The 22,857-nt window shown below is 68.6% G+C and carries 19 protein-coding genes; 9 read left to right on the top strand and 10 right to left on the bottom strand.

What is annotated here, in order from left to right; all coding sequences use genetic code 11:
• The first annotated feature begins 375 nt into the window (after positions 1 to 375).
• A complete protein-coding gene (locus ACYJP6_RS16250; RefSeq protein WP_459476054.1) occupies positions 376 to 780 on the top strand; it encodes an NINE protein in 405 nt (134 codons plus the stop codon).
• Positions 781 to 832: 52 nt separating this feature from the next.
• Here the strand turns inward: ACYJP6_RS16250 and ACYJP6_RS16245 are convergent, their stop codons facing one another.
• The 7 genes from ACYJP6_RS16245 to gshB form a co-directional block, all read right to left on the bottom strand.
• Positions 833 to 2,110 (bottom strand): dihydroorotase, encoded by a 1,278-nt coding sequence (locus ACYJP6_RS16245; protein WP_459476053.1) that lies wholly within the window; start codon positions 2,108 to 2,110, stop codon positions 833 to 835.
• The gene (locus ACYJP6_RS16240; RefSeq protein WP_459476052.1) at positions 2,107 to 3,105 is read right to left on the bottom strand and encodes an aspartate carbamoyltransferase catalytic subunit; all 999 of its coding nucleotides are present in this window, start codon (positions 3,103 to 3,105) and stop codon (positions 2,107 to 2,109) included. Before ACYJP6_RS16240 ends, ACYJP6_RS16245 begins: the two co-directional genes overlap by 4 nt.
• Before the next feature lie 15 nt (positions 3,106 to 3,120).
• Entirely contained in the window at positions 3,121 to 3,630 is a 510-nt protein-coding gene (gene pyrR / locus ACYJP6_RS16235) for a bifunctional pyr operon transcriptional regulator/uracil phosphoribosyltransferase PyrR (RefSeq protein WP_459476051.1), read from the bottom strand.
• A gap of 2 nt (positions 3,631 to 3,632) precedes the next feature.
• Positions 3,633 to 4,085 carry a Holliday junction resolvase RuvX gene (ruvX, locus tag ACYJP6_RS16230; protein ID WP_145007647.1) on the bottom strand — a complete coding sequence of 151 codons (453 nt, stop codon included), beginning with the start codon at positions 4,083 to 4,085 and terminating at the stop codon, positions 3,633 to 3,635.
• Positions 4,082 to 4,651 carry a YqgE/AlgH family protein gene (locus ACYJP6_RS16225; protein WP_459476050.1) on the bottom strand — a complete coding sequence of 190 codons (570 nt, stop codon included), beginning with the start codon at positions 4,649 to 4,651 and terminating at the stop codon, positions 4,082 to 4,084. Before ACYJP6_RS16225 ends, ruvX begins: the two co-directional genes overlap by 4 nt.
• 55 nt (positions 4,652 to 4,706) lie before the next feature.
• Positions 4,707 to 5,585 (bottom strand): energy transducer TonB, encoded by an 879-nt coding sequence (locus ACYJP6_RS16220; RefSeq protein ID WP_459476049.1) that lies wholly within the window; start codon positions 5,583 to 5,585, stop codon positions 4,707 to 4,709.
• 103 nt (positions 5,586 to 5,688) lie between these two features.
• Positions 5,689 to 6,639: a glutathione synthase gene (gshB, locus tag ACYJP6_RS16215; protein WP_459476048.1), complete on the bottom strand. Its 951-nt coding sequence runs from the start codon at positions 6,637 to 6,639 to the stop codon at positions 5,689 to 5,691.
• Between the two features lie 220 nt (positions 6,640 to 6,859).
• On the opposite strand from gshB, the gene pilG reads away from it, so the two are divergent.
• The 8 genes from pilG to ACYJP6_RS16175 all read left to right on the top strand — a co-directional run bounded on the left by pilG (position 6,860) and on the right by ACYJP6_RS16175 (position 19,910).
• Positions 6,860 to 7,267 (top strand): twitching motility response regulator PilG, encoded by a 408-nt coding sequence (gene pilG / locus ACYJP6_RS16210; protein WP_007161679.1) that lies wholly within the window; start codon positions 6,860 to 6,862, stop codon positions 7,265 to 7,267.
• A gap of 40 nt (positions 7,268 to 7,307) precedes the next feature.
• Positions 7,308 to 7,673 (top strand): twitching motility response regulator PilH, encoded by a 366-nt coding sequence (pilH, locus tag ACYJP6_RS16205; RefSeq protein WP_007161680.1) that lies wholly within the window; start codon positions 7,308 to 7,310, stop codon positions 7,671 to 7,673.
• Positions 7,674 to 7,722: 49 nt separating this feature from the next.
• Positions 7,723 to 8,259, top strand: a complete 537-nt coding sequence (locus ACYJP6_RS16200; protein ID WP_459476047.1) for a chemotaxis protein CheW — start codon at positions 7,723 to 7,725, stop codon at positions 8,257 to 8,259.
• 161 nt (positions 8,260 to 8,420) lie between these two features.
• Positions 8,421 to 10,451 carry a methyl-accepting chemotaxis protein gene (locus ACYJP6_RS16195; RefSeq protein WP_459476046.1) on the top strand — a complete coding sequence of 677 codons (2,031 nt, stop codon included), beginning with the start codon at positions 8,421 to 8,423 and terminating at the stop codon, positions 10,449 to 10,451.
• A 61-nt stretch (positions 10,452 to 10,512) separates the two neighbouring features.
• Complete coding sequence (locus ACYJP6_RS16190) at positions 10,513 to 11,361, top strand: CheR family methyltransferase (RefSeq protein WP_459476045.1); 849 nt, start codon at positions 10,513 to 10,515, stop codon at positions 11,359 to 11,361.
• Between the two features lie 11 nt (positions 11,362 to 11,372).
• Positions 11,373 to 18,410 carry an Hpt domain-containing protein gene (locus ACYJP6_RS16185; protein ID WP_459476044.1) on the top strand — a complete coding sequence of 2,346 codons (7,038 nt, stop codon included), beginning with the start codon at positions 11,373 to 11,375 and terminating at the stop codon, positions 18,408 to 18,410.
• Positions 18,403 to 19,434, top strand: a complete 1,032-nt coding sequence (locus ACYJP6_RS16180; RefSeq protein ID WP_459476043.1) for a chemotaxis protein CheB — start codon at positions 18,403 to 18,405, stop codon at positions 19,432 to 19,434. Before ACYJP6_RS16185 ends, ACYJP6_RS16180 begins: the two co-directional genes overlap by 8 nt.
• 5 nt (positions 19,435 to 19,439) lie before the next feature.
• Complete coding sequence (locus ACYJP6_RS16175) at positions 19,440 to 19,910, top strand: chemotaxis protein CheW (RefSeq protein WP_145007658.1); 471 nt, start codon at positions 19,440 to 19,442, stop codon at positions 19,908 to 19,910.
• Here ACYJP6_RS16175 and ACYJP6_RS16170 read toward each other — a convergent pair.
• The 3 genes from ACYJP6_RS16170 to ACYJP6_RS16160 form a co-directional block, all read right to left on the bottom strand.
• On the bottom strand, positions 19,907 to 20,566 hold the full coding sequence (locus ACYJP6_RS16170; protein WP_459476042.1) for an HAD-IA family hydrolase: 660 nt from the start codon (positions 20,564 to 20,566) through the stop codon (positions 19,907 to 19,909). The two genes, ACYJP6_RS16175 and ACYJP6_RS16170, sit on opposite strands and share 4 nt — an antisense overlap.
• A 69-nt stretch (positions 20,567 to 20,635) precedes the next feature.
• A complete protein-coding gene (locus ACYJP6_RS16165) occupies positions 20,636 to 21,364 on the bottom strand; it encodes a 16S rRNA (uracil(1498)-N(3))-methyltransferase (RefSeq protein ID WP_459476041.1) in 729 nt (242 codons plus the stop codon).
• Between the two features lie 13 nt (positions 21,365 to 21,377).
• The gene (locus ACYJP6_RS16160; protein ID WP_459476040.1) at positions 21,378 to 22,778 is read right to left on the bottom strand and encodes an adenosylmethionine--8-amino-7-oxononanoate transaminase; all 1,401 of its coding nucleotides are present in this window, start codon (positions 22,776 to 22,778) and stop codon (positions 21,378 to 21,380) included.
• Positions 22,779 to 22,857: the final 79 nt, after the last annotated feature.

The following is a 22,857-nucleotide window of genomic DNA, read 5'->3' as shown; positions in this document are numbered from 1 at the left end:
GCGGTCTTGGGAGCTGAGGCGGCGGTGACATGCCGGGCTGCGACCTTGTGGACCGGAGCGGCAGTGCGCGCTGCAGAGTTCTCTTTCGCTTGCACTGCCGCTGGCAGTACAAGACAGGCGGAGAGCCATGTCAGAAGAAATAGACGCATTGTCGTAGGGGTGTCTGAAGATCGAAGCGAGGGATTCTATACCAACCCTGTGGATATTTTGTGCACCTCTCATCAAGAAATTATGTAATTTTTAGAGGAAAGTGAGGTCCCTAAAGCGCCAACCAGTGAGACTCCCTGGGCATTCATCCAGTTTTCGACATAAACTCACGGTGAAGGTAAGGGTGTAGGTAAGGCGTCTTTTTCCATTCCCGACGAGGTCTCAGGCATGCAGTATCAGGACACCCACAGCAAGGTCATGGGCTATCTGCTGTGGATCTTCGGTTTCCTCGGCGCCCATCGCTTCTACTATGGCAAGCCGGTCACCGGTACCCTCTGGTTCTGCACCCTCGGCCTGCTGGGCATTGGCTGGCTGATCGACCTCTTCCTGATCCCGGCCATGGATCGCGAGGCCGACCTGCGCTTCCAGTCCGGCTCGCTCAACTACAGCCTGGGCTGGATCCTGCTGACCTTCCTCGGCGTCTTCGGCGTCCATCGCCTCTACCTGGGCAAGTGGATCACCGCCATCCTCTATTTCTTTACGGCGGGTTTCTTCCTGCTGGGCGTGCTCTACGATTTCTGGACGCTCAACTCGCAGATCTCCGAAGAGAACCGCCGGCGGCTGGTGCGCTGAGTCGCGGCCGCTGGGATAGCAAGAAGGGGCTCCGTGGAGCCCCTTCTTGCATTCAGGCCTGGCGGCGGTAGGTCGCGCGCCCACCCACCAGGGTGCGTTCGACGCGCCCCGGCAGGGTGAGGCCCAGGAAGGGGCAATTGCGTCCGCGCGAGAGCCAGGGAGTGTCCGCCTGGGCCGTGGCGGCCTGGGCGAACAGCACCAGGTCCGCCGCCCGGCCCTTGGCCAGGCGGCCCGCGTCGAGGCGCAAGGCCTGGGCCGGGCCACTGGTCAGGCGTGCCAGCAAGGTGGGCAGGTCCAGCAGGCCGTCCGCCACCAGGGTCAGGGCCAGCGGCAGCAGCAGTTCGACACTGCTGATGCCCGGCTCGGTGGCGGCGAAGGGCGCCAGCTTGGCATCCGCCTCCTGCGGCTGGTGATGGCTGGAGATGGCGCTGATCACCCCGTCACGGACCCCGGCGCGCAGGGCGTCGCGATCGCGGGCGGTGCGCAGCGGCGGCTTGACGTGATAGAGGCTGGAAAAGCCCTGCAGCGCCTCGTCGGTGAGCAGCAGCTGGTAGAGCGCCACGTCGGCGGTCACCGGCAGGCCCCGGGCCTGGGCGGCGGCGATCATCTCCACGGCGCGGGCGCTGGTCAGCTGACCGAAGTGAGCCCGCACGCCGCTCTGCTCCACCAGCAGCAGGTCGCGGGACAGGGCGATGGTCTCGGCGGTCTCCGGGATGCCGGTGAGGCCGAGGAAGCTGGCGGTGGGGCCCTCGTGGGCGAGACCGCCTTCGGCGAGGTCGGCGTCCAGGGCGGTGAAGACCACGGTCAGGTCGAAGGTGGCCGCGTATTCCAGCGCTCGCCGCTGCACCCGCAGGTTCTCGAACGGCTGCAGGCCATTGGTGAAGGCGACGCAACCGGCGTCACGCAGCGCCATCAGTTCGGACAGCTGCTCGCCGGCCAGCCCCTTGGTCAGGGCGCCGATGGGATGGACGCGGGCGTGATCGGCGGTACGGGCGCGGTCGAGGATGAGTTCGGCCACCGCCGTGGTGTCCAGCACCGGGCGGGTGGTCGGCGGGCAGCACAGGCTGGTGACACCCCCGGCGGCGGCGGCGCGGGTCTCGCTGTCGACGTTGCCCTTGCGGGTCAGGCCCGGTTCGCACAGGGCGACATCCAGGTCGACCAGGCCGGGAGCGAGGATCAGGCCGCTGGCGTCCAGCTGCTCGGCGGCCTGGAAGCCCTGGGGCGCTTCGCCGATGGCCAGGATGCGGCCTTCATCGATATGGACGTCGCTGACCTGGTCGAGGCCGGAGGCCGGGTCGACTACCCGGGCATTGCGGATGCTCAGGCTCACTGCACATTCTCCTGTAGCTGACGCTGGGCGGTCTGCCCGCTCATGGCCATCGACAGCACCGCCATGCGGACCGCGATGCCGTAGGTGACCTGGTTCAGGATGACCGACTGTTCACCGTCGGCGACCGCGGATTCGATCTCCACGCCGCGGTTGATCGGCCCGGGATGCATGACGATGGCATCGGGCTTGGCCCGCGCCAGGCGCTGGCGGGTCAGGCCGAACAGCCGGTAGTACTCGCCCTCGCTGGGCAGCAGGCCCCCCTGCATGCGCTCGCGCTGCAGGCGCAGCATGATCACCACGTCCACGCCGTCCAGGCCCTCGGCCAGGTCGGTGTAGGCACGGACGCCATAGAGCTCTTCGAGGCCGACCGGCAGCAGGGTGCGCGGGGCGATCACGCGGATGTCGCGGCAGCCCAGGGTGCGCAGCGCCAGCATGTCGGAGCGGGCGACCCGCGAGTGCAGGATGTCGCCGACGATGGCCACCGACAGGTTGGCGAAGTCGCCCTTGTGCCGGCGGATGGTCAGCATGTCGAGCATGCCCTGGGTGGGGTGGGCATGGCGACCGTCGCCACCGTTGATGATGGCGACGTCGGGGCAGACGTGCTCGGCGATGAAGTGGGCGGCGCCGGAATCGGCGTGGCGCACCACGAACATGTCGGCGGCCATGGCCTCCAGGTTGCGCAGGGTGTCGAACAGCGTCTCGCCCTTGCTGGTGGAGGAGGTGGAGACGTTGAGGGTGATGACGTCCGCCGACAGCCGCTTGGCGGCCAGCTCGAAGGTGGTACGGGTACGGGTGGAGTTCTCGAAGAAGACGTTGCACACCGTCTTGCCGCGCAGCAGCGGTACCTTCTTCACCGCCCGGGCCCCGACCTCGAGGAAGGAGTCGGCGGTATCGAGCAGTTCGGTGAGGAGTTCGGCGGGGAGGTCATCGAGTGACAGGAAATGGCGCAATTGGCCCTGGGCGTTGAGTTGCAGCGAGCGCGTAGCGTCGGTCATGGCAGCGAATCCAGGTCAGGCGGCGGGGACGTCGCGGTATTCGAGGGCGAGCGGAGCGGGGCCGGTCAACTTGACGCGCTGGGTGGGGGCGAGGCTCAGGGTGGCACCCACCACGTCGGGCTGGATCGGCAATTCGCGGGCATTGACGTCCAGCAGGCAGACCAGGGTCACACTGGCGGGACGGCCGTAGTCGAAGAGTTCGTTGAGCGCCGCGCGCACGGTGCGGCCGCTCATCAGCACATCGTCCACCAGCACCAGGTGCCGGCCGTCGATCTCGAAGGGCAGGGCCGAGGGGCGTACCAGGGGGTGCAGGCCCTTCTGGGTGAAGTCATCGCGGTAGAAGGACACGTCCAGGCTACCCAGCGGGGTATCCAGCCCGAGTTCGGCCAGGAGCGCCTCGGCGACCCACAGGCCGCCGGTATGGATGCCGATGAAGCTGGGATCGGTGATGCCGCGACGATCCAGCGACAGGCGCAGGTCCGCGGCCAGCCGCGGCAGGAGCTCGGCGGGGGTGGGCAGGTGCATGGCTACTCCGATTGCGGGCGCGCGGCCCGTTCCAGTTGTTGGGTCAGCCAGCCTTCCAGCAGGAGGGCGGCGGCGAGGGCGTCCACCGGGCGTTCACGATAACCGTCGCGCTGACCGCCCTGCAGGCGCTCGCCCTTGGCGGCATAGGTGGTTAGGCGCTCGTCATGGGTGTGCACGGGCAGGCCGTATCGGCCGTGCAGGCGCCGGGCGAAGCGCTCGGCGCGCTCGCTCATCTCGCTGGGGGTGCCGTCCATGTTCAGCGGCAGGCCGACCACCAGGGCACTGGGGCGCCACTCGTCCAGCAGGCGCTGGATCTGCTGCCAGTCCGGCACGCCGTTCTGCGCCTTGAGCGTGAGCAGCTCCCGGGCCTGGCCGGTGACGGCCTGGCCCACGGCCACGCCGATCTGCCGGGTACCGTAGTCGAAACCCAGGTAGAGGCCCGCGGGCGCACTCATGCGTGGCCCGCCTGGCGCGAGAGCAGGCGCAGGTCGATGCCCAGCAGGGCGGCGGCGGCGCCGAGGCGCTGTTCGCTTGGCGTCTCGAACAGCAGGGTGGTGGTGGCCGGGGTGGTGAGCCAGAGATTGGCGGCCAGCTCCTCTTCCAGCTGGCCGGGGCCCCAGCCGCTGTAGCCCAGGGTGATCAGGTGCCGGGCGGGGCCGCTGCCGTCGGAGAGGGCGAACAGCACGTCCGGCGAGGTGGTCAGGCTCAGTTCCTCGAGTTCCAGGGTGTTCTGGAAGGTCGGGCCGGACTCGTGCAGCACGAAACCGCGGTCGTTCTGCACCGGGCCGCCGGAGTAGAGGGCGAGCTGGTGGTCCTGCGGCGTGGGCGGCACGTCGGGGCGCAGCTGTTCGAGCAGATCGTCCAGGTGCAGGCCGTTGGGTCGGTTGATCACCAGGCCCATGGCGCCGTCCGGACCGTGGTCGACGAGGTAGATCACCGTTTCGGCGAAATTGGGATCGTCCATCTGCGGCATGGCGATCAGGAGTTGGTGCTGTAGGGTGGTGCTGGAGGTCGGCTTCATGACCGGCAAGTTTCCCGGTTGCGCGGTCCGGCTTCAAGTACAACGACGTGCGCGGCTATTGACTGGACAGGCGGTCACCGCGTTCGAAGCGCCAGGTACGGATGATCTCCAGCCGGTCGATGTCGGCGAGGTCGCCACTGAAGGGCGCAAAGGGCGCCGCCAGCCGGACGATGCGCAGGGCGGCCTGGTCGAGCACCTGGCGTCCCGAGGATTCCAGCACCTGCACCTCGTAGAGCGAGCCGTCCTTGTTGATGGCCACCAGCAGCCGCAGGCTGCCATAGAGCCGATCGCGCTTGGCCTGCTCCGGGTAGTTGAGGTTGCCGATCCGCTCGATCTTGCGCCGCCATTCTTCCTTGTAGCGGGCGCCCTTGTCCTTCTGCGTCGAGGCGGCGTTGATCCGCCAGATCTTCGGGCGCTTGGCGTACTGCTGGCGCTCTTCGGCGAGCTGGGCTTCGAGGCTGGCGAGTTCGGCGGCCTGGCTGTCGGCCTCGGGGCTCGGGGCGTCGCGCTGCTCCCGTTCGGGCGTCTCGCGGCTGGGCTCGGCCTTGGTCGGGCGCGCGGCGCGGGTGGTGACCGCCGCCTTGGGCGCCTGGGCGCGATCCGCCGCCGGGGTCCGCGCGGGCGGTGCCGCCTCGCGGATCTCGCTGTCGTGGAAGGGCGCCTGTACCGGCGTGCTCGGCGCCGCCGCCTTGTCCAGGGTGCCGCTGCCCTGCTGGTTTTCCTGGGCGAGGAAATCCGCCTGCTTGGGCGCCTCGTCGCTCTTGAAGCTGGCCAGCGTCACCTCCAGGGTGCGGCTGATCTGGCTGGGCTCGGGCAGCGCGAAGCCGACGCCGAGGATCAGCACGACGTGCAGCAGGGTCGCGATGAGCAGCGTGAAGCCCAGGCGGTCGGCGGGACGCACCTGGACGGCGGGGGAGGATGCGGTGCTGGGCATTGACTGGGTCGGCAAGGGCAGAGGGCGCGCGGCAGGGCTGGCGCCAGTCTGCGGATTGTGTCCGCGCTTGTCCATGCCGCCGCGGGCGGCATGGACGCTCGCCTCAGCCCGCGCGTTGCTGCGCGATGACGTCCATGAGGCGCTCGGCGATACGGGTGTCGTAGGCCGCGTCGATCTCGCGGATGCAGGTCGGGCTGGTGACGTTGATCTCGGTGAGGTGCTCGCCGATCACGTCCAGGCCGACGAACAGCAGGCCGCGCTTGCGCAGCTCCGGGCCCACCGTGGCGGCGATCTCGCGGTCGCGCGCCGACAGGGGCTGGGCCACGCCACGACCCCCAGCGGCCAGGTTGCCGCGGGTCTCGCCCTGGGCCGGGATGCGCGCCAGGCAGTAGTCCACCGGCTCGCCGTCGATCATCAGGATGCGCTTGTCGCCGTCCTTGATGCCCGGCAGGTAGCGCTGGGCGATGATCTGCTGGGTGCCATGGGCGGTCAGGGTCTCCAGGATTACCGAGAGGTTGGGGTCGCCTTCGCGGTGGCGGAACACCGAGCTGCCGCCCATGCCGTCCAGTGGCTTGAGGATGACGTCGCCGTGGGTGCGGGCGAATTCACGGATGATGTCGGCGCGGCGGCTCACCAGCGTCGGTGGGGCCAGCTCGGGGAACAGGGTGGCGAAGAACTTCTCGTTGCAGTCGCGTAGGCTGGCGGGCCGGTTCACCACCAGGGTGCCGCCACGCTCGGCCTGCTCCAGCAGGTAGGTGGCATAGACGAATTCGTTGTCGAAGGGCGGGTCCTTGCGCATCAGGATCACGTCCAGCTCGCGCAGGGGCAGGTCGACGTCCTCGCCGAAGGCGAACCAGCGTTCCGGATCCTGGAAGACGTCCAACTGACGACCGCGGCCGCGGGCTTCGCCATCGACCTGGTACAGGTCCTGCATCTCGAAGTAGTGCAGGCTCCAGCCGCGGGCCTTGGCCGCCCACAGCATGGCCATGGAGCTATCCTTCTTATAGGAGATGCGTTCGATGGGATCCATGACGATCCCCAGGCGGATACTCATTGACGCTAGACCTCGGTTGTACGTGGGCAAGGCATCAGGATAGCCCTTGCATCCCCTTGAGTGCCAATGCTTGCGCGGTCGTCGTGGCGGGCGGGCCGGTGGTCTGTCGTCAGGGGATCTGCGTGGTACGTCACGGTATTGTGTGCTACAAAGAGGCGCCGCCAAAGTGCCCGGATCGACATCATTCACGTTTCCTCGACGATGAGCTGGTAGCTTGAACATGGAACAGTATTCGGAAGGGCTGAAGGTCATGGTGATCGACGATTCGAAGACGATTCGTCGCACCGCGGAGACCCTGCTCAAGAAAGTTGGCTGCGAGGTCATTACCGCCATCGATGGATTCGATGCGCTCGCCAAGATCGCCGATAGTCATCCCCACATCATCTTCGTGGACATCATGATGCCGCGACTGGATGGCTATCAGACCTGTGCGCTGATCAAGAACAACAGCGCGTTCCGCGCGACGCCCGTCATCATGCTCTCCTCCCGTGACGGGCTCTTCGACAAGGCCAAGGGCCGCATCGTCGGCTCGGACCAGTACCTCACCAAACCCTTCAGCAAAGAAGAGCTGATCGGTGCGATCAAGACCCACGTCCCCAGTTTCACTCCGCTCGAACAAGCGTCCTGAGTGTCCTGAGGCGGGCGATTCAATCTAGTAGGAAATTTTCATGGCTCGAATTCTGATCGTCGACGACTCTCCCACCGAGATGTACAAGCTCACCGCCATGCTGGAAAAGCATGGGCATCAGGTGCTCAAGGCCGAGAACGGTGCCGACGGCGTGGCCCTGGCCCGCCAGGAGAAGCCGGATGCGGTCCTGATGGACATCGTCATGCCCGGCCTCAACGGCTTCCAGGCCACCCGGCAGCTGACCAAGGATGCCGAGACCAGCCACATTCCGGTCGTCATCGTCACCACCAAGGACCAGGAGACCGACAAGGTCTGGGGCAAGCGCCAGGGCGCCAAGGACTACCTGACCAAGCCCATCGACGAGGACACCCTGCTGCGCACCCTGGCGGGTGTCCTGCAAGGCTAGGGGCTCACGTCCGTTTCTCGCGGCAGCGCCCCGATGGGCAGGGAATCCTATGAGCGACGCCACTACGCCCTACGAACTCTTGCGGCTGATCGACCTGCGCTGCCGGGAACGGGCGGCCGGTCTGCCGGCGCAGCAGGAAAACCAGCGGACCTGGAGCGGCATCGGCTTTCGCCTCGGTGAATTGCGCTTCGTGATTCCCATGGGCGAGGTCAGCGAGATCCTGCCGGAGCCGCGCTTCACCGCCTTGCCCGGCGTCAAGCCCTGGCTCAAGGGCGTGGCCAACGTACGCGGCCGGCTGCTGCCGATCGCCGACCTCGGGCAGTTCCTCGGCGTGAAGATCCAGGCGCTGCGCAAACAGCGCCGCATCCTGATCGTCGACCATGGCGACCTCTTCGTCGGATTGGCGGTTGACGAAGTCCTGGGCATGCAACATTTCGACATCGAGGCCTATCGCGAGCACGCCGACAGCGTGCCCGCGGGCCTGCACTTCTTTCTGGAGGGCGTCTTCCAACGCGACGTGCCGTGGCTGGTCTGCAGCCCGCGCGCCTTGGTCGAGCATCCCGAATTCATGGACGTCGCGGCCTGAGTCGCTAGACGCCAGGGCGCCGCGTGCCGGCGCGGGGTCGGGATGGCAGGAGCTATCGCCGACGGGTGGGGGTAGGGCGACGAATGCCGGTTTCAAGCGAACCGGCGGGTCGGCCGACAAGGATAGAACTGAAGGATCCAAGGTCCAGGCGGGGGCCGCTGATGAACAAACTCAATACCGGGAAACTCAACGCGTGGGTCGCGGGCATGTTCGTGGTGCTGATCGTCGCGATCGTGCTGCTGTTCGCCAACTTCGCGTACCTGGGCACCCAGACCAACTACGACAACCAGTACCAGGGGCAGGCCACCGAGCTGCGCATCCTGTCGCAGCAGCTCGCCAAGAGCGCCAGTGAGGCCGCTACCGGCAAGGCCGAGGCCTTCAAGGACCTGCGCGTGGCCCGCGCCGAGTTCGAGCGCCGCTGGAACATCCTGCGCAATGGCGATCCCCAGACCGGCCTGCCGGCCTCGCCAGCGATCCTCGCCGCGCGCCTGGACACCGTGCAGGGGCAGTGGGCCAACCTGCGCAAGCAGGTCGACACCATGCTGGGTAGCGAGCAGACCGTGCTGTCGCTGCACCAGCTGGCCGGCGCCCTGGCCGATACCATTCCCCAGCTGCAGGTCGAGAACGAGGAAATCGTCGACATCCTGATCGAGCGCGGCGCGCCCGCCAGCCAGGTGGTGGTGGCCCAGCGCCAGGCCCTGCTCGCCGAGCGGATCCTCAGCGCCATCAACAAGATCCTCACCGGCGACGAAGCCGCGGTGCAGGCCGCCGACAGCTTCGGCCGCGACGCCAGCCTGTTCGGCCGGGTGCTCAAGGCCATGCGCGAAGGCAATGCCTCCATGGGCATCGCCAAGATCACCGATCCGGAAGCGGTCGGCCGCCTGAACGAGGCCAACAAGCTGTTCGAGTTCGTCTCCGGCAACGTCGACGAGATCCTCGCCACCTCGCCCGAACTGCTGCAGATCCGCTCCGCCGTAGGCCAGATCTACAGCGGCTCCCAGGCGCTGCTCGGGTCCGCCTCGGAGCTCAGCGCTGGTTACGCCGCCCTGGCCCAGAGTCGCAAGATTAACACCGTGGGCAGCTATCTGCTGGTGTTCATCGCCCTCGGCGCCATTCTCTGCATCGGCTACATCCTGGTGCGCGACACCCGCCGGCGCCTGGCCGAGACCGACGAAAAGAACCAGCGCAACCAGACCGCCATCCTGCGGCTGCTGGACGAGATCGCCGACCTGGCCGACGGTGACCTTACCGTGCAGGCCACGGTGACCGAGGACTTCACCGGCGCCATCGCCGACTCCATCAACTACTCCATCGACCAGCTGCGCGAACTGGTGGAGACCATCAACCAGACCGCCTTGCAGGTGGCCGCCGCCGCCCAGGAATCCCAGGACACCGCGACCGTGCTGGCCGAGGCCTCGGAGCACCAGGCCCAGGAGATCGCCGGGGCGTCCGCGGCGATCAACGAGATGGCCGTGTCCATCGACCAGGTATCCACCAACGCCTCCGAATCCACCGCGGTGGCGGAGCGCTCCGTGGCCATCGCCAACAAGGGCAACCAGGTGGTGCACAACACCATCATCGGCATGGACAGCATTCGCGAGCAGATCCAGGACACCGCCAAGCGGATCAAGCGCCTGGGTGAATCGTCCCAGGAGATCGGCGATATCGTCGGCCTGATCAACGACATCGCCGACCAGACCAACATCCTGGCCCTGAACGCCGCCATCCAGGCCTCCATGGCCGGCGACGCCGGTCGCGGTTTCGCCGTGGTCGCCGACGAGGTCCAGCGCCTCGCCGAGCGCTCCTCCGGCGCCACCAAGCAGATCGAGGCGCTGGTCAAGGCGATCCAGACCGACACCAACGAGGCGGTGATTTCCATGGAGCAGACCACCTCGGAAGTGGTCCGCGGCGCCGCCCTGGCCCAGGACGCCGGGGTGGCCCTGGAGGAGATCGAAAAGGTGTCCCAGAGCCTGGCCGGGCTGATCCAGAACATTTCCAACGCCGCACGGCAGCAGTCGTCGTCCGCCAGCCACATCTCCAGCACCATGAACGTGATTCAGGAGATCACCTCGCAGACCTCCGCCGGGACCACCGCCACCGCGCGCAGCATCGGCGAACTGGCCAAGCTGGCCAGCGAGATGCGGCGTTCGGTATCGGGCTTCAATCTGCCGAACGAGCAGCCGCTGGGCTGAACGCAGCAGCCACACAGTGGCGTGGCGAGGGGGAAACGCGGTGGGGGAGTCGAGTTGGGCGTTGTGCCGTGCTCCCGCGCTGCCGGATGCGGACTTCGAGCGCTGGCGACAGTTGCTCGAAACCCGGGCCGGGATGGTGCTGGACGAGCGTCAGCGCAGCTTTCTGCAGGTCCAGTTGGCGGCGCGCATGCGCGAGCTGGGGATCGCCGCCTACGACGACTATTACCGGGTCGTCGGCGCGGGCATCAGCGGACGGGTCGAATGGGTCCGGCTGCTCGACCGCCTGACCATCCAGGCCACCCGCTTCTTCCGCCATCCGCCGTCGTTCGCCCTGCTGGAAGCCTTCGTGAGTGAATTCGTCCAGGCCGCCAAGGGCAACAGCCTAACGCTGTGGAGTCTGGGTTGTGCCAGTGGAGAGGAAGCGTTTTCGATGGCCATCAGCACCGCCGACGTGCTTTCCCGGCAAGGGCACCCCATGACCTTCGCCCTGACCGGCACGGACATCAGCAGCGAAGCCTTGCGCCAGGCGCGGCAGGGCACCTATGGCCCGCAGCGGTTGGCCGGGGTGTCGCCCGAACGGCGGGAACGCTACTTTCGTGCCCGTGAGGACGGCTGCTTCGAGGTCGCCGCCTGGTTGGCCGAACGGCTGTGCTTCGCCCGGCTTAACGTGCTGGAGCTGGGCCAGGCGCCCTTGCACGGGCTCAACGTCATTTTTTGTCAGAACTTGCTGATTTATTTCCGCCGCTGGCTGCGTCGAGACCTGCTCAACCAGCTGGTCCAGCGGCTTGCACCGGGTGGGTTGTTGGTCCTGGGTGTCGGGGAGGTGAGCCAATGGAGCCACCCGCAACTGATACCCGTCGATCATCCCGAAGTCCTGGCGTTTACCCGCCAGGTGCACCCCCCGGCATGACAGGAGCCGAGATGATCGATCGACACGACTACGTAGCCCTCGAGTGGGTCAAGGGAGAGATCGCCGAAACCTTGCAGCAGGCCCGCAAGGCGCTCGAGGCGTTCGTCGACAACCCCCAGGACCGTAGCCGCCTGGGCTTTTGCCGGACCTATGTGCACCAGGTCTACGGCACCCTGCAGATGGTGGAGTTCTACGGCGCGGCGCTGCTCGCCGAGGAGATGGAGCTGCTGCTGCAGGCGCTCCACGAGGAGCGGGTGAACAGTTCGGACGAGGCACTGGAAGTACTGATGCAGGCCATCCTGCAGGTACCGCCCTATCTCGACCGGGTCCTGGAGGCCCGGCGCGACCTGCCGCTGGCGATCCTGCCGCTGCTCAACGACCTGCGCTCGGCGCGTGGGGAAAAGCTGCTGTCGGAAACCAGCCTGTTCTCCCCGGATCTGTCCGCCACGCCGCTGTCCCTGACCGACGCCGAGCTGGCCGACCGCGCCGCGCCGGACTGGCTGCCGCGGTTGCGCAAGCTGCGCCAAGCCCTGCAGGGCGCCCAGGTCGGGCTGTTCCGCGACCGCGACGTCCAGTTGCACCTGGATTACCTGCTGCGCGTCTTCGAGCGCCTGGACCAGCTCTGCGCCGGATCGCCCTTCGGGGCCCTCTGGCCGGTGGCGGCGGGCTTGACCGAACTGCTGCAGGCCGGCGAGCTGGACAACAGCAGTTCGATCCGCGGTCTGCTGCGGCAACTCGATCGTGAGTTGAAGCGACTCATCAGTGATGGCGTGGTGACGCTCAACCAGCCGGCGCCGGCCGACCTGCTGAAGAATCTGTTGTTCTACCTGGCCAAGGCACCGGTGCAGAGCCCGCGCATCGCCGCGCTCAAGGCCCACTACCGCCTCGACGAGGCGCTGCCGGACGCCGAGCTGGTGGGCTTCGAGCGCTCGCGCATCGTTGGCCCGGATCGCGAGGCCATGCGTTCGGTCGTCACCGCGCTCTGCGAGGAGCTGGTGCAGATCAAGGACAGCCTCGACCTCTTCGTGCGCAGTGATCGCCAGCAGGTCGCCGGCCTGCGCAGCCTGCTGGCGCCACTCAAGCAGATCGCCGATACCCTGGCGGTGCTGGGCTTCGGCCAGCCGCGCAAGGTGGTGCTGGAACAGCACGACGCCGTCGCCGAACTGGCCGAGGGCGGGCGCGAGGCCAGCGATGCCGCGCTGATGGACATCGCCGGCGCATTGCTCTACGTGGAAGCCACCCTGGCCGGCATGGTCAGTGGCAACGAGGTGGGCGATGCCGAGGAGAGCCGGCTGCCCACCACCGATATCGACCAGTTGCACCGGGTGGTGGTGCGCGAGGCGCGCAACGGGCTGGAGCAGTCCAAGGACGCCATCATCGAATTCATCGCCTCCCAGTGGAACCACGTCCACCTGGAGCCGGTGCCGCTGTTGCTGACCCAGGTCCGCGGCGGCCTGGCGATGATCCCGCTGGAGCGGGCGGCGTCCCAGGTGCAGGCGGCGAATGACTACATCTGCGAGCAGTTGCTGGGCAAGCAGGCGGTACCCAACTGGCAGAGCCTGGATACCCTGGCCGATGCCATCACCAGCGTCGAGTACTACCTGGAGCGCCTGGCGGAAGACCCCTCCACGCCCCATGACATGATTCTCGACATCGCCGACGAGAGTCTGGTCGCCCTTGGCTATCCGCCGAAGGCCAAGCCGGGCGAAGCCGAGCTGGCGGAAGCCGCGGCGGAGCCCCAGGTTGACGAGGCGCCGGCGGAGCCGCCGGAGGACCCCGAGGCAGCCCAGGCGTCTTGGGCGCCGACCGCCTTGCCGGAGGAGGAGCCAGCGGGCCTGCCGGCAGACCTCCTGCCGACGGAAGCGCCGGTCGCCGCACCCGCTGCGGTGGACGAGCCGCTGGCGTTCACCTTGCCGGTCGCGGCGGCCAGCGAGGAAGCCGACGACCAGCCGCTGGCGGTGGCCGAAGATGAAGCGGCCGAGCCGCCGTTGGCCGCTCCCGAGCCCCTGGTCGCCGATGCGGACGCCGTCGCCAAGGTGCTGGCCGCACCGGTCGAGGCCATCAACCCTCCGGCGGCGCAGGTGCCTCAGGCCCTGTTGCCGCCGCCGGCCGATGCCGAACCCGTCGAGGAAGAACTCCGCGAGGTCTTCATCGAGGAGGCCGGCGAGGTCCAGGCGGAGCTGGAACGTTGGCTGCCGACCTGGCAGGCCGATCCCGAGCAGCGCACCGCGCTGAGCGAATTGCGGCGTAATTTCCACACCCTCAAGGGCAGTGGCCGCATGGTCCAGGCGCTGGTCATCGGCGAACTGGCCTGGGCGCTGGAGAATCTTTTCAATCGCCGTCTGGATCACAGCGTCGCTCACAGCGCCGCCTTGCAGGCGGTGGTCGAGCAGACCTGCGCGCTGCTGCCGGAGCTGGTCGAGGAATACGCCGAGGATCGTCAAAGGCAACGTGACGACGTCGACTGGCTGGCCCACGCCGCCCATGCACTGGCGCGCAACGAGGCGCTGCCCGAGCGAGTTCAGGCAGGCAGCGCGGCCCCGTCCGCGCCAGCGGCGTTGCCCGTGGCAGAGGTCCTCGAATCCGAAGTCCTTGCACCCGCCGCAGCCGAAGCCGATACCCAGTTGCTGGATATCTTCCGTACCGAGGCCCAGGCCCATCTCCATACCGTTCGCCGCTACCTGGAACAGGCCGGGACGGGCAATGCCCTGCCGGTCTCCGACAATCTCCTGCGCGCCCTGCACACCCTCAAGGGCAGTGCCCACATGGCGGGCAGCTCGCCGATGGCCGAATTGGCCTCGGCGCTGGAGCGGCTGGCCAAGGAATACAAGCTCGCCCACATCGCCTTCGCCGAGCCGGAGTGCGCCCTGCTGGCCCAGGGAGTGGATCTCCTGGAAGAGCGCCTGGCCAGTCTGGACGAGGCTTCGCTGGCCACTCCGCTGGTTGGCGCCGCGGCGGTGATCGAGCACTGTGACGCCCTGCTGGAGCCGCTGCACCAGGCGCTGCCGATACCGGAAGCGCCGCTGCCGGAGCATCGCGACGTCTTGCGCCTGGCCGATTTCCTGATGCCGGCCATGGACCTGCTGCTGGAAGCCGACGAGCGGCTGAATGCCTGGCACCGCGAAGGTGACCAGGCCGCCTGCCCGGACCTGCTGGCCGAGCGCCTGAATACCTTCGCCGACGGCGCCGCCCGGGTCGGCCTGGCCGACGTCGAGCCGCTCGCCGAGGCGCTGCAGGTGGTCTATGCGGCGGTGGCCAGTGGTTCGCTACCAGCCGACGAGGCCTTCTTCCGCGAGGCGGAAGAAGCCCAGGAAGCCCTGATCAGCATGCTCAACCAGCTGGCTGGCGGCATGCGGGCGATCCCGAACGAAGAGCGGATCCAGGGCCTGCGTGCCCTGCTGGCGGGCATCCTCGCCGGGTTGCCGATGGAGGCGACCACCCTGCTGGCCGAGGCCGAACCCGAGGCGGCTTTCGCGCTCGAAACGGCCACGCCGGTGGCACCGGAGCAGGCGCTGGACATCGATCTGGAAGCCGAAGCCGAAGCCGAAGCCGAAGCCGAAGCCGAACTCGAGGATCCGGAACCGGCGCAGGAAGAGCGGCCGTCGCTGCCGGAGGCCCTGGCGGCCGAGCCGGCGGACGCTACCCTGGACGAAGCGGTCGAGCCTGTCGCCGCCGCAGGCGTCGATGCGGAGATGCAGCTGATCTTCCTCGAGGAAGCCCAGGATCTGCTGGACAGCGCCGACCGGGCGCTGGAGCGCTGGTTGGCCGAGCCGCAGCAGCGCTTCCATCTCGGCACCCTGCAGCGGGACCTGCACACCCTGAAGGGGGGCGCCCACCTCGCCGAGGTCGCCCCGGTCGCCCGGCTCGCCACGGAGCTGGATGCCATCTACGAGGGCCTGCTCGATGGACGTCTCGCCGGCGGGGCCGAGCTGGCCGCGCCCCTGCGCGATGCCCACGCCTGCCTGGCCGCGCAACTGGAGGAGCTGGCGGCCGGCGAGCCGATCAGTGACCATGCCGAAGAGGTCGAGCGGCTCCAGCGTATCCGTACCGGGCAGCTCGACGCTCATGCCGAGGACGCCTCCACGGTCACCTCGGCCGCGCCGGATAGCGCCGCGGCAGCCGCTGAGACCTCGGCCTCCGCGGAGCCCCAGGTTGCCGAAGCTCTGCCCGAAGCCGCCCTCGTCGATACGGCCGAAGGGCCCGACGCCGAGCTGCTGGCCATCTACATCGAAGAAAGCCGCGACCTGCTCGACAGCATGGCGACCGCGCTGCGGGCCTGGGAAGCCGAACCGGGCAACAGCCTGGAGCTGGAATCCCTGCTACGCGACCTGCATACCCTCAAGGGCGGCGCCCGCCTGGCCGAGGTGGAGGCCATCGGTGACCTCGCCCATGCCCTGGAAGCCTGCTACGAGGCCCTGGCGCGGGGCCGCCTCAAGCCTGCTGCGGAGCTGAGCGAACTGCTGCATCTGGGCCATGATCGGCTGCACGAGCAACTCGAAGCCCTGGCCGGCGGCGAGTCCCCGGCGCCGGCCAGCGAGCTGATCGCGGCGCTGCGCGACTACCGCGGGCGGCCCGTGGCGGCGAGCGAGCCGGCACCCGCCGCCGCCCCCGCCGGGCCGGTCTTCGACGAAGACACGGATGCGGAAATCCTCGAGATCCTCATCGAGGAGGCCCAGGATCTGCTGGCCAGCATGGACGAGGCGCTGACGCGCTGGCCCGCCGCGCCCGACGTGGCGGTGGATGAATTGCTGCGCTGCCTGCACACCCTCAAGGGCGGCGCCCGCCTGGCCGGGCTGCACGGCCTGGGCGAGCAGGCCCATGCGCTGGAGCAGCAACTCGCCGAGTTGCGCTCGCTCGCGGTCGGGCTGGGCGAGGGCGACCGCGAAAGGGTCCGCGACCTGGCGACCAAGGGGGTCGACGCCCTGCAGCTGGCCGTGGCCCAGCTGTCGCTGCCGACGCCCGCCCAGCCGGTCGCGCCGGTCGAGGTCGTGGCACCCGCGCCTGAGCCAGAGGTAGTCGAAGGCCCGGCGGCAGCGGCCGTCGGTGCGGAGGCCGAGTCCGAACAGCCGGTCGACGAGCCTCCGGCCGCGCCCGCCATCGCCGCGCCTGTCCCGGTCATGGAGGCACCGACGACGCCTGCCGCGCCCGTCGCGCCGCTGCCGTTCGTCCAGCGCCTGCAACAGATCCGCCAGCAGGCGGTGCAGCGGCGCTCGTCCCAGGAACTGGTACGGGTACCCGCCACGCTGCTGGAACAACTGGTCAACCTGGCCGGCGAGACCTCGATCTTCCGGGGGCGCATCGAGCAGCAGGTCAACGACATAGGCACCACCCTGGGCGAGATGGAAGCCACCATCGAGCGGGTCCGCGATCAGTTGCGGCGCCTGGACACCGAGACCCAGGCGCAGATCATCAGCCGCCATCACGAAGACGTCGATCGCGCGGGCTACGAGGATTTCGATCCACTGGAGCTGGATCGCTATTCCCAGCTGCAGCAGCTGTCCCGGGCACTGTTCGAATCGGCTTCCGACCTGCTGGACCTGAAGAACACCCTGGGCCAGCGCAACCGCGACGCCGAGACCCTGCTGCTGCAACAGGCGCGGGTCAACACCGAGCTGCAGGAAAGCCTGATGCAGACGCGCATGGTGCCTTTCGAGCGCATGCTGCCGCGCCTACACCGGGTGGTGCGCCAGGTGAGCGGCGAACTGGACAAGCCGGTCGAGCTGCGCGTCGGCAACGCCGAAGGCGAGCTGGACCGTACCGTGCTGGAACGGATCATTCCGCCGCTGGAGCACATGCTGCGCAACGCCATCGACCACGGCGTCGAGGACGCCGCCGGGCGCCAGCGCGCCGGCAAGCCGGCCGAGGGTGTCATCAGCCTGGATCTGCGGCGCGAGGGTGGCGACATCATCCTGACCCTGGCCGACGACGGCCGGGGCATCGATCTGGCGGCCGTCCGCCGCAAGGCCGTCGAGCGCGGCCTGATGGCGGAAGGCATCGATCTGCCCGATCACGAGGTGCTGCAGTTCATCCTCGAGTCCGGCTTCTCCACGGCGCCCACCGTGACCCAGATTTCCGGGCGGGGCGTGGGCATGGACGTGGTGCACCAGGAGGTCAAGCAGCTCGGCGGCACCATGGACATCCACAGCGTGTCGGGCGAGGGGACGCGCTTCACCATCCGCCTGCCGTTCACCGTGTCGGTGAACCGGGCGCTCATGGTGCATGCCGGTGACGACCTCTACGCCGTGCCGCTCAATACCATCGAGGGCATCGTGCGGGTGACCGCCGCCGACCTCGAACGCTACTACCGGCCGGGCGCGACGACCTACGAATACGGCGGCCAGCACTACGACCTGCGCTATCTCGGGCATCTGCTCAACAATGGCCAGCAGCCCAAGCTGAGCGGCCAGAGCCTGCCGCTGCCGGTGGTACTGGTGCGCTCGGCCGAGTACGCCGTGGCGGTGCAGGTGGATGCGGTGGCCGGCTCGCGCGAGATCGTGGTGAAGAGCCTGGGACCGCAGTTCGCCGGGGTACCGGGCCTGTCCGGCGCCACCCTGCTGGGTGACGGGCGCGTGGTGGTGATCCTCGACCTGCTGGCCATGATCCGGAGCCAGCGCGCCAGCGGTACCGAGGCGCTGCGCCTGGCGCAGAGCCCGGTGGCGACGGCGGAGACCAGCCGGCCGGCGCTGGTCATGGTGGTGGACGATTCGGTGACCGTGCGCAAGGTCACCAGCCGCCTGCTGGAACGCCATGGCATGGAGGTCTTCACCGCCAAGGACGGGGTGGACGCCATCGCCCAGTTGCAGGAGCGGCAGCCGGACATCCTCCTGCTCGACATCGAAATGCCCCGCATGGACGGCTTCGAGGTGGCGACCCTGGTGCGCCACGACGCCCGCCTCAAGGACCTGCCCATCGTGATGATCACCTCCCGGACCGGGGAGAAGCATCGCGAGCGCGCCCTCAGCCTGGGCGTCGACGAGTACCTGGGCAAGCCTTACCAGGAGAGCGAACTCCTGGCCCACATCCATCGACTGGTCAGGGAACATGACTGAGATGCCCAACGCCCGCGTCGCCATCCTCGCCGACAGCCCGCTGCAGCGCCATGTGCTGCAGCAGGTGCTGGCCGACAATGGCTATCACGTGGTCCTCAACAGTGACCCGGAACGCTTCGCCGAGGCCGACTGGCCGGCGCTGGCGACCGACCTGTGGTTGATCGACCTGAGCCAGACGGAAGAATCGCCGCTGGTGGATGCGCTGCTGGAGGGGGCCGAGGTGCCCATCCTGTTCGGCGAAGGCCAGGCGCCGGAGCGCTTCACCGATCCCTTCACCCAGTGGGAGAAGCGCCTGATCGGCAAGCTCAAGCGCCTGATCGGCGATCCGGTGGCCGCGGTCGGCCCGGCGCTGGAAACCCTGTTGCAGGACCAGCCACGGCCGCCGCGGCTGGCCTTGCCCGAGCCGCTGGCCAACCTGCCGCTGCCCGCCGGCGATCCGGCGCCCGAGGTCTGGTTGCTGGCCGCCTCCATAGGCGGTCCGGCAGCGGTGAAGGCCTTCCTCGATGCGCTGCCGGGCGGCCTGCCGGTCGGCTTTCTCTATGCCCAGCACATCGGCGATGGCTTCGCCGCCAACCTGCTGCGCGCGGTCGGTCGCCACAGCCAGTGGCACATCCAGGGCGTTCGCCCGGGCGAGCCGGTGCGCTGTGGCGAGGTGGTGCTGGTGCCGACGCAACAGGAACTGACCTTCCGCGCCAATGGCGCCCTCGACGTGGTCGAGCGGGCCTGGCCGGAACCCTATACGCCGTCGATCAGCCAGATGATGCTCAACCTGGCGCAGCACTTCGGGGCGCGCTGCGGCGTCATCGTCTTCAGCGGCATGGGCAACGACGGCACCGCCTCGGCGGCCTATGTGCAGCGCCGTGGCGGCACCCTCTGGACCCAGTCGGCGAGCACCTGCATCGCCTCGAGCATGCCGGAAAGCCTGCGTGAATCGGGTCTCGCGACCCTTACCGCCGATCCTCGCGGCCTGGCCGAAGCGCTGGTAGCGCGACTGGCCGCGCAGCACGGCGAGCAACCGAGATGACTGCCATGTCGACCGTCACCCCTGCCGCTGAACACCTGACCGGCCTGCTGCTGACCCTGGCCGATCGCACCCTGCTGCTGCCCAACGCGGCGGTCGCCGAGCTGGTGCCCTGTCGCGAGATCCGTCCACTGCCGGTACAGCCCGAGTGGTGCCTGGGGCAGGTGGCCTGGCGCGACCTGCGTCTGCCGCTGATCAGCTTCGAGGCGCTGTCCGGCGGCAGTACCGCGCAATTCGACGGCGACCGCCATGCGCGGGTGGCCATCCTCAACGCCCTCGGTGGGCGGGAGCGGGTGCGCTTCCTCGCCCTGCTGATCCGCAGCATCCCGCGCTCGCTGCGCATCACCCCGGAACTGATCGCCGCCGAGGTGCCGCTGGCCCCCCTGGAGCTGGGCGCCGTCGCCTACGACGGTGGCACGGCGCGCATTCCCGATCTGATCGGGGTGGAAGAGCGCCTCGCCGCCGCGGGGGTTTTTTAGTCCTGCCGGGTAAGGCGCAGCCCACCGTTTTCAGCAGGGGTAACGCCGACGCCGCGATAGCTGGCCAGGGTCGGTAGACCCAGGTCCAGCGGCTCGCGATGGGTCGCGGTGATGGCCACCGCATCGGCACCGGCCGCCTTGGCTGCGGCGAAGCCGGCGTGGGCATCCTCGAACACCAGGCAATCGGCGATAGCCACGCCCAGCTTGCGCGCACCCAACAGGAAGCAATCCGGGGCGGGCTTGCCCTGGGTGACGTCTTCGGCGCAGATCATCACCGGCGGCAGGGCCATGCCGGCCGCGGCCAGGCGAACCTCGGCCAGGCGGCGCGAGGCGGAGGTCACCAGTGCCCAGCTGCCGGCCGGCAGGCTGGCCAGGAAGGCCGCGGCGCCGGGAATCTCCTGGATGTCGGCGACATCGGCGATCTCCAGCTCGGTGATGGCTTGGACCTCGGCGGCGATATCGGCCCCTGCGGGCGCGAAGCGTTTCACCGTCTCCACCGCCCGCACCCCGTGCATGACGGCGAGGACGGCCGCCGGGTCGAGGCCATGGCCGAGTGCCCAGGTGCTCCAGGCGCGCTCGGCGGAGGCCACGCTGGTGAGCAGGGTGCCATCCATGTCGAACAGGAAGGCGGCGTAGGGGCGAGAGGGCAGGGTCATCCAGGGCTCCGGGAATATCCGTGGGAAAAGGGTTGGACCGCCGCTTGCGGCAGAGGTCCGGCATCGGGGTCAGGGGGTGTGGAAATCACCCCAGAGTTGCTGGGCCACGCTCAGCGCCACGACCGGGGCGGTCTCGGTGCGCAGCACCCGCGGGCCGAGGCGCGCAGGTTGGAAGCCGGCGGTACGCGCCGCGGCGACCTCGGCCTCGCTCAGGCCGCCTTCCGGGCCGATCAGCAGCGCCAGGCGGGAGGGGCGGGCATGGCTTTCCAGGGGCTCGGCGACCGGATGCAGCACCAGCTTGAGGTCGGCGGCCACGCTGGCCTGCCAGTCGCCCAGCAGTTGCGGCGGATGGATCAGCGGCACGCTGGAGCGGCCGCACTGCTCGCAGGCGCTGATGGCCACCTGGCGCCAGTGCTGCAGGCGCTTGTCGGCGCGCTCGTCCTTGAGGCGGACCTCACAGCGCTCGCTGACCAGCGGGGTGATCTCGCTCACGCCCAGTTCGGTGGCCTTCTGGATCGCCCAGTCCATACGCTCGCCACGGGACAGCCCCTGGCCGAGGTGGATCCGCAGCGGCGAGTCGGGCTGGCCGGACAGCTCCTCGGTGAGTTCCACGCTCAGGGTCTTCTTGCCCACCTCGGCGACCTGGCCGAGATATTCCCGGCCACTGCCGTCGAACAGCTGCACGGCATCCCCCGGCGCCAGGCGCAGCACGCGGCCCAGGTAGTGGGCCTGGGCCTCGGGCAGGTCCAGGCGGCCGAGGGCCAGGGGCAGGTCGAGATGGCAGCGGGTGAGACGCATGGCAGGCTCCAGATCAGCCGGGATCGCGGTGGTTGGGGTGCAGGTCGCTGAGGGCGACGCTGACCGAGGTGCGGGTGGCGAGGTCGATGCCTTCGCTCGCCACCTCGGCGAGGAAGTCGATCTGCTCGGGGGTGATGACATAGGGCGGCAGGAAGTAGACCACGTTGCCCAGGGGGCGCAACAGGGCGCCGCGGGAGAGGGCGTGCTGGTAGACGGCCAGGCCGCGTCTTTCCTGCCAGGGATAGGGGGTGCGGCGGGCCTTGTCGGCGGTCATCTCGATGGCCAGGGCCATGCCGGTCTGGCGCACCTCGCCGACCTGGGGGTGGTCGACCAGGTGCGCGGTGGCCTCGGCCATGCGCCGGGCCAGCGGCTGGTTGGCGGCGATGACGTCGTCCTCGGCGAAGATGTCCAGGGTCGCCAGGGCGGCGGCGCAGGCCAGCGGATTGCCGGTGTAGCTGTGGGAGTGCAGGAAGGCGCGCAGGGTGTCGTAGTCGGCGTAGAAGGCCTGGTAGACCTCGTCGGTGGTCAGGCAGGCGGCCAGCGGCAGGTAGCCACCGGTGAGGGCCTTGGACAGGCAGAGGAAATCCGGGCGGATACCGGCCTGTTCGCAGGCGAACATCGTCCCGGTGCGGCCGAAGCCCACGGCGATCTCGTCGTGGATCAGGTGCACGCCATAGCGGTCGCAGGCCTCGCGCAGCAGACGCAGGTAGACCGGGTGGTACATGCGCATGCCGGTGGCGCCCTGGATCAGCGGCTCGACGATGACCGCGGCGACGCTCCGGTGGTGCTCGGCCAGGGTGCGCTCCATGTGCGCGAACATCTGCCGCGAGTGTTCTTCCCAGCCCATGCCGTCGGGCCGCAGATAGCAGTCGGGGCTCGGCACCTTGAGGGTGTCCAGCAACAGGCCCTGGTAGGTCTCGGTGAACAGCGCCACGTCACCCACCGACATGGCCGCCACCGTCTCGCCGTGGTAGCTGTTGGTCAGGGTGACGAAACGGCGTTTCTCCGGCTGCCCCACGTTGCGCCAGTAGTGGTAGCTCATCTTCAGCGCCACCTCGATGCACGAGGAGCCGTTGTCGGCATAGAACACCCGGTCCAGGCCGGCCGGGGTCAGGGCGACCAGGCGCTCGGACAGCTCGATCACCGGCTGGTGGCTGAAGCCGGCGAGGATGACGTGCTCCAGCTGGTCGACCTGGGCCTTGATCCGGTCGTTGATGCGCGGATTGGCGTGGCCGAAGACATTGACCCACCAGGAGCTGACCGCGTCCAGGTAGCGCTTGCCGTCGAAATCCTCCAGCCAGACGCCCTCGCCGCGGCGGATCGGGATCACCGGCAGCTGCTCGTGATCCTTCATCTGGGTGCAGGGGTGCCAGAGCACCTCCAGGTCACGGCGCATCCAGTCGTGATTGGTCATTGGCGGTCTCCTGGCGACGGGCCCGGCTGCAAAAGGGGGGCGCAAGCCTAAGCCAGGGCGCGCGACGGGAGCAAGGCGC

The organism is Pseudomonas sp. No.117 (assembly GCF_054558395.1).
The sequence above is the reverse complement of the archived record's forward strand: the minus strand, read 5'-3'. Positions and strand labels throughout refer to the sequence as shown.

What these genes read in the sequence shown, in the direction of transcription:
- ACYJP6_RS16165 (WP_459476041.1), bottom strand. Translation starts at nt 21,364, where the DNA reads ATGCGTCTCACCCGCTGCCATCTCGACCTGCCCCTGGCCCTCGGCCGC.
- pilH (WP_007161680.1), top strand. Translation starts at nt 7,308, where the DNA reads ATGGCTCGAATTCTGATCGTCGACGACTCTCCCACCGAGATGTACAAG.
- pilG (WP_007161679.1), top strand. Translation starts at nt 6,860, where the DNA reads ATGGAACAGTATTCGGAAGGGCTGAAGGTCATGGTGATCGACGATTCG.
- ACYJP6_RS16180 (WP_459476043.1), top strand. Translation starts at nt 18,403, where the DNA reads ATGACTGAGATGCCCAACGCCCGCGTCGCCATCCTCGCCGACAGCCCG.
- ACYJP6_RS16225 (WP_459476050.1), bottom strand. Translation starts at nt 4,651, where the DNA reads ATGAAGCCGACCTCCAGCACCACCCTACAGCACCAACTCCTGATCGCC.
- pyrR (WP_459476051.1), bottom strand. Translation starts at nt 3,630, where the DNA reads ATGCACCTGCCCACCCCCGCCGAGCTCCTGCCGCGGCTGGCCGCGGAC.
- ACYJP6_RS16175 (WP_145007658.1), top strand. Translation starts at nt 19,440, where the DNA reads ATGTCGACCGTCACCCCTGCCGCTGAACACCTGACCGGCCTGCTGCTG.
- gshB (WP_459476048.1), bottom strand. Translation starts at nt 6,639, where the DNA reads ATGAGTATCCGCCTGGGGATCGTCATGGATCCCATCGAACGCATCTCC.
- ACYJP6_RS16240 (WP_459476052.1), bottom strand. Translation starts at nt 3,105, where the DNA reads ATGACCGACGCTACGCGCTCGCTGCAACTCAACGCCCAGGGCCAATTG.
- ACYJP6_RS16220 (WP_459476049.1), bottom strand. Translation starts at nt 5,585, where the DNA reads ATGCCCAGCACCGCATCCTCCCCCGCCGTCCAGGTGCGTCCCGCCGAC.
- ACYJP6_RS16185 (WP_459476044.1), top strand. Translation starts at nt 11,373, where the DNA reads ATGATCGATCGACACGACTACGTAGCCCTCGAGTGGGTCAAGGGAGAG.
- ACYJP6_RS16250 (WP_459476054.1), top strand. Translation starts at nt 376, where the DNA reads ATGCAGTATCAGGACACCCACAGCAAGGTCATGGGCTATCTGCTGTGG.
- ACYJP6_RS16195 (WP_459476046.1), top strand. Translation starts at nt 8,421, where the DNA reads ATGAACAAACTCAATACCGGGAAACTCAACGCGTGGGTCGCGGGCATG.
- ruvX (WP_145007647.1), bottom strand. Translation starts at nt 4,085, where the DNA reads ATGAGTGCGCCCGCGGGCCTCTACCTGGGTTTCGACTACGGTACCCGG.
- ACYJP6_RS16200 (WP_459476047.1), top strand. Translation starts at nt 7,723, where the DNA reads ATGAGCGACGCCACTACGCCCTACGAACTCTTGCGGCTGATCGACCTG.
- ACYJP6_RS16170 (WP_459476042.1), bottom strand. Translation starts at nt 20,566, where the DNA reads ATGACCCTGCCCTCTCGCCCCTACGCCGCCTTCCTGTTCGACATGGAT.
- ACYJP6_RS16160 (WP_459476040.1), bottom strand. Translation starts at nt 22,778, where the DNA reads ATGACCAATCACGACTGGATGCGCCGTGACCTGGAGGTGCTCTGGCAC.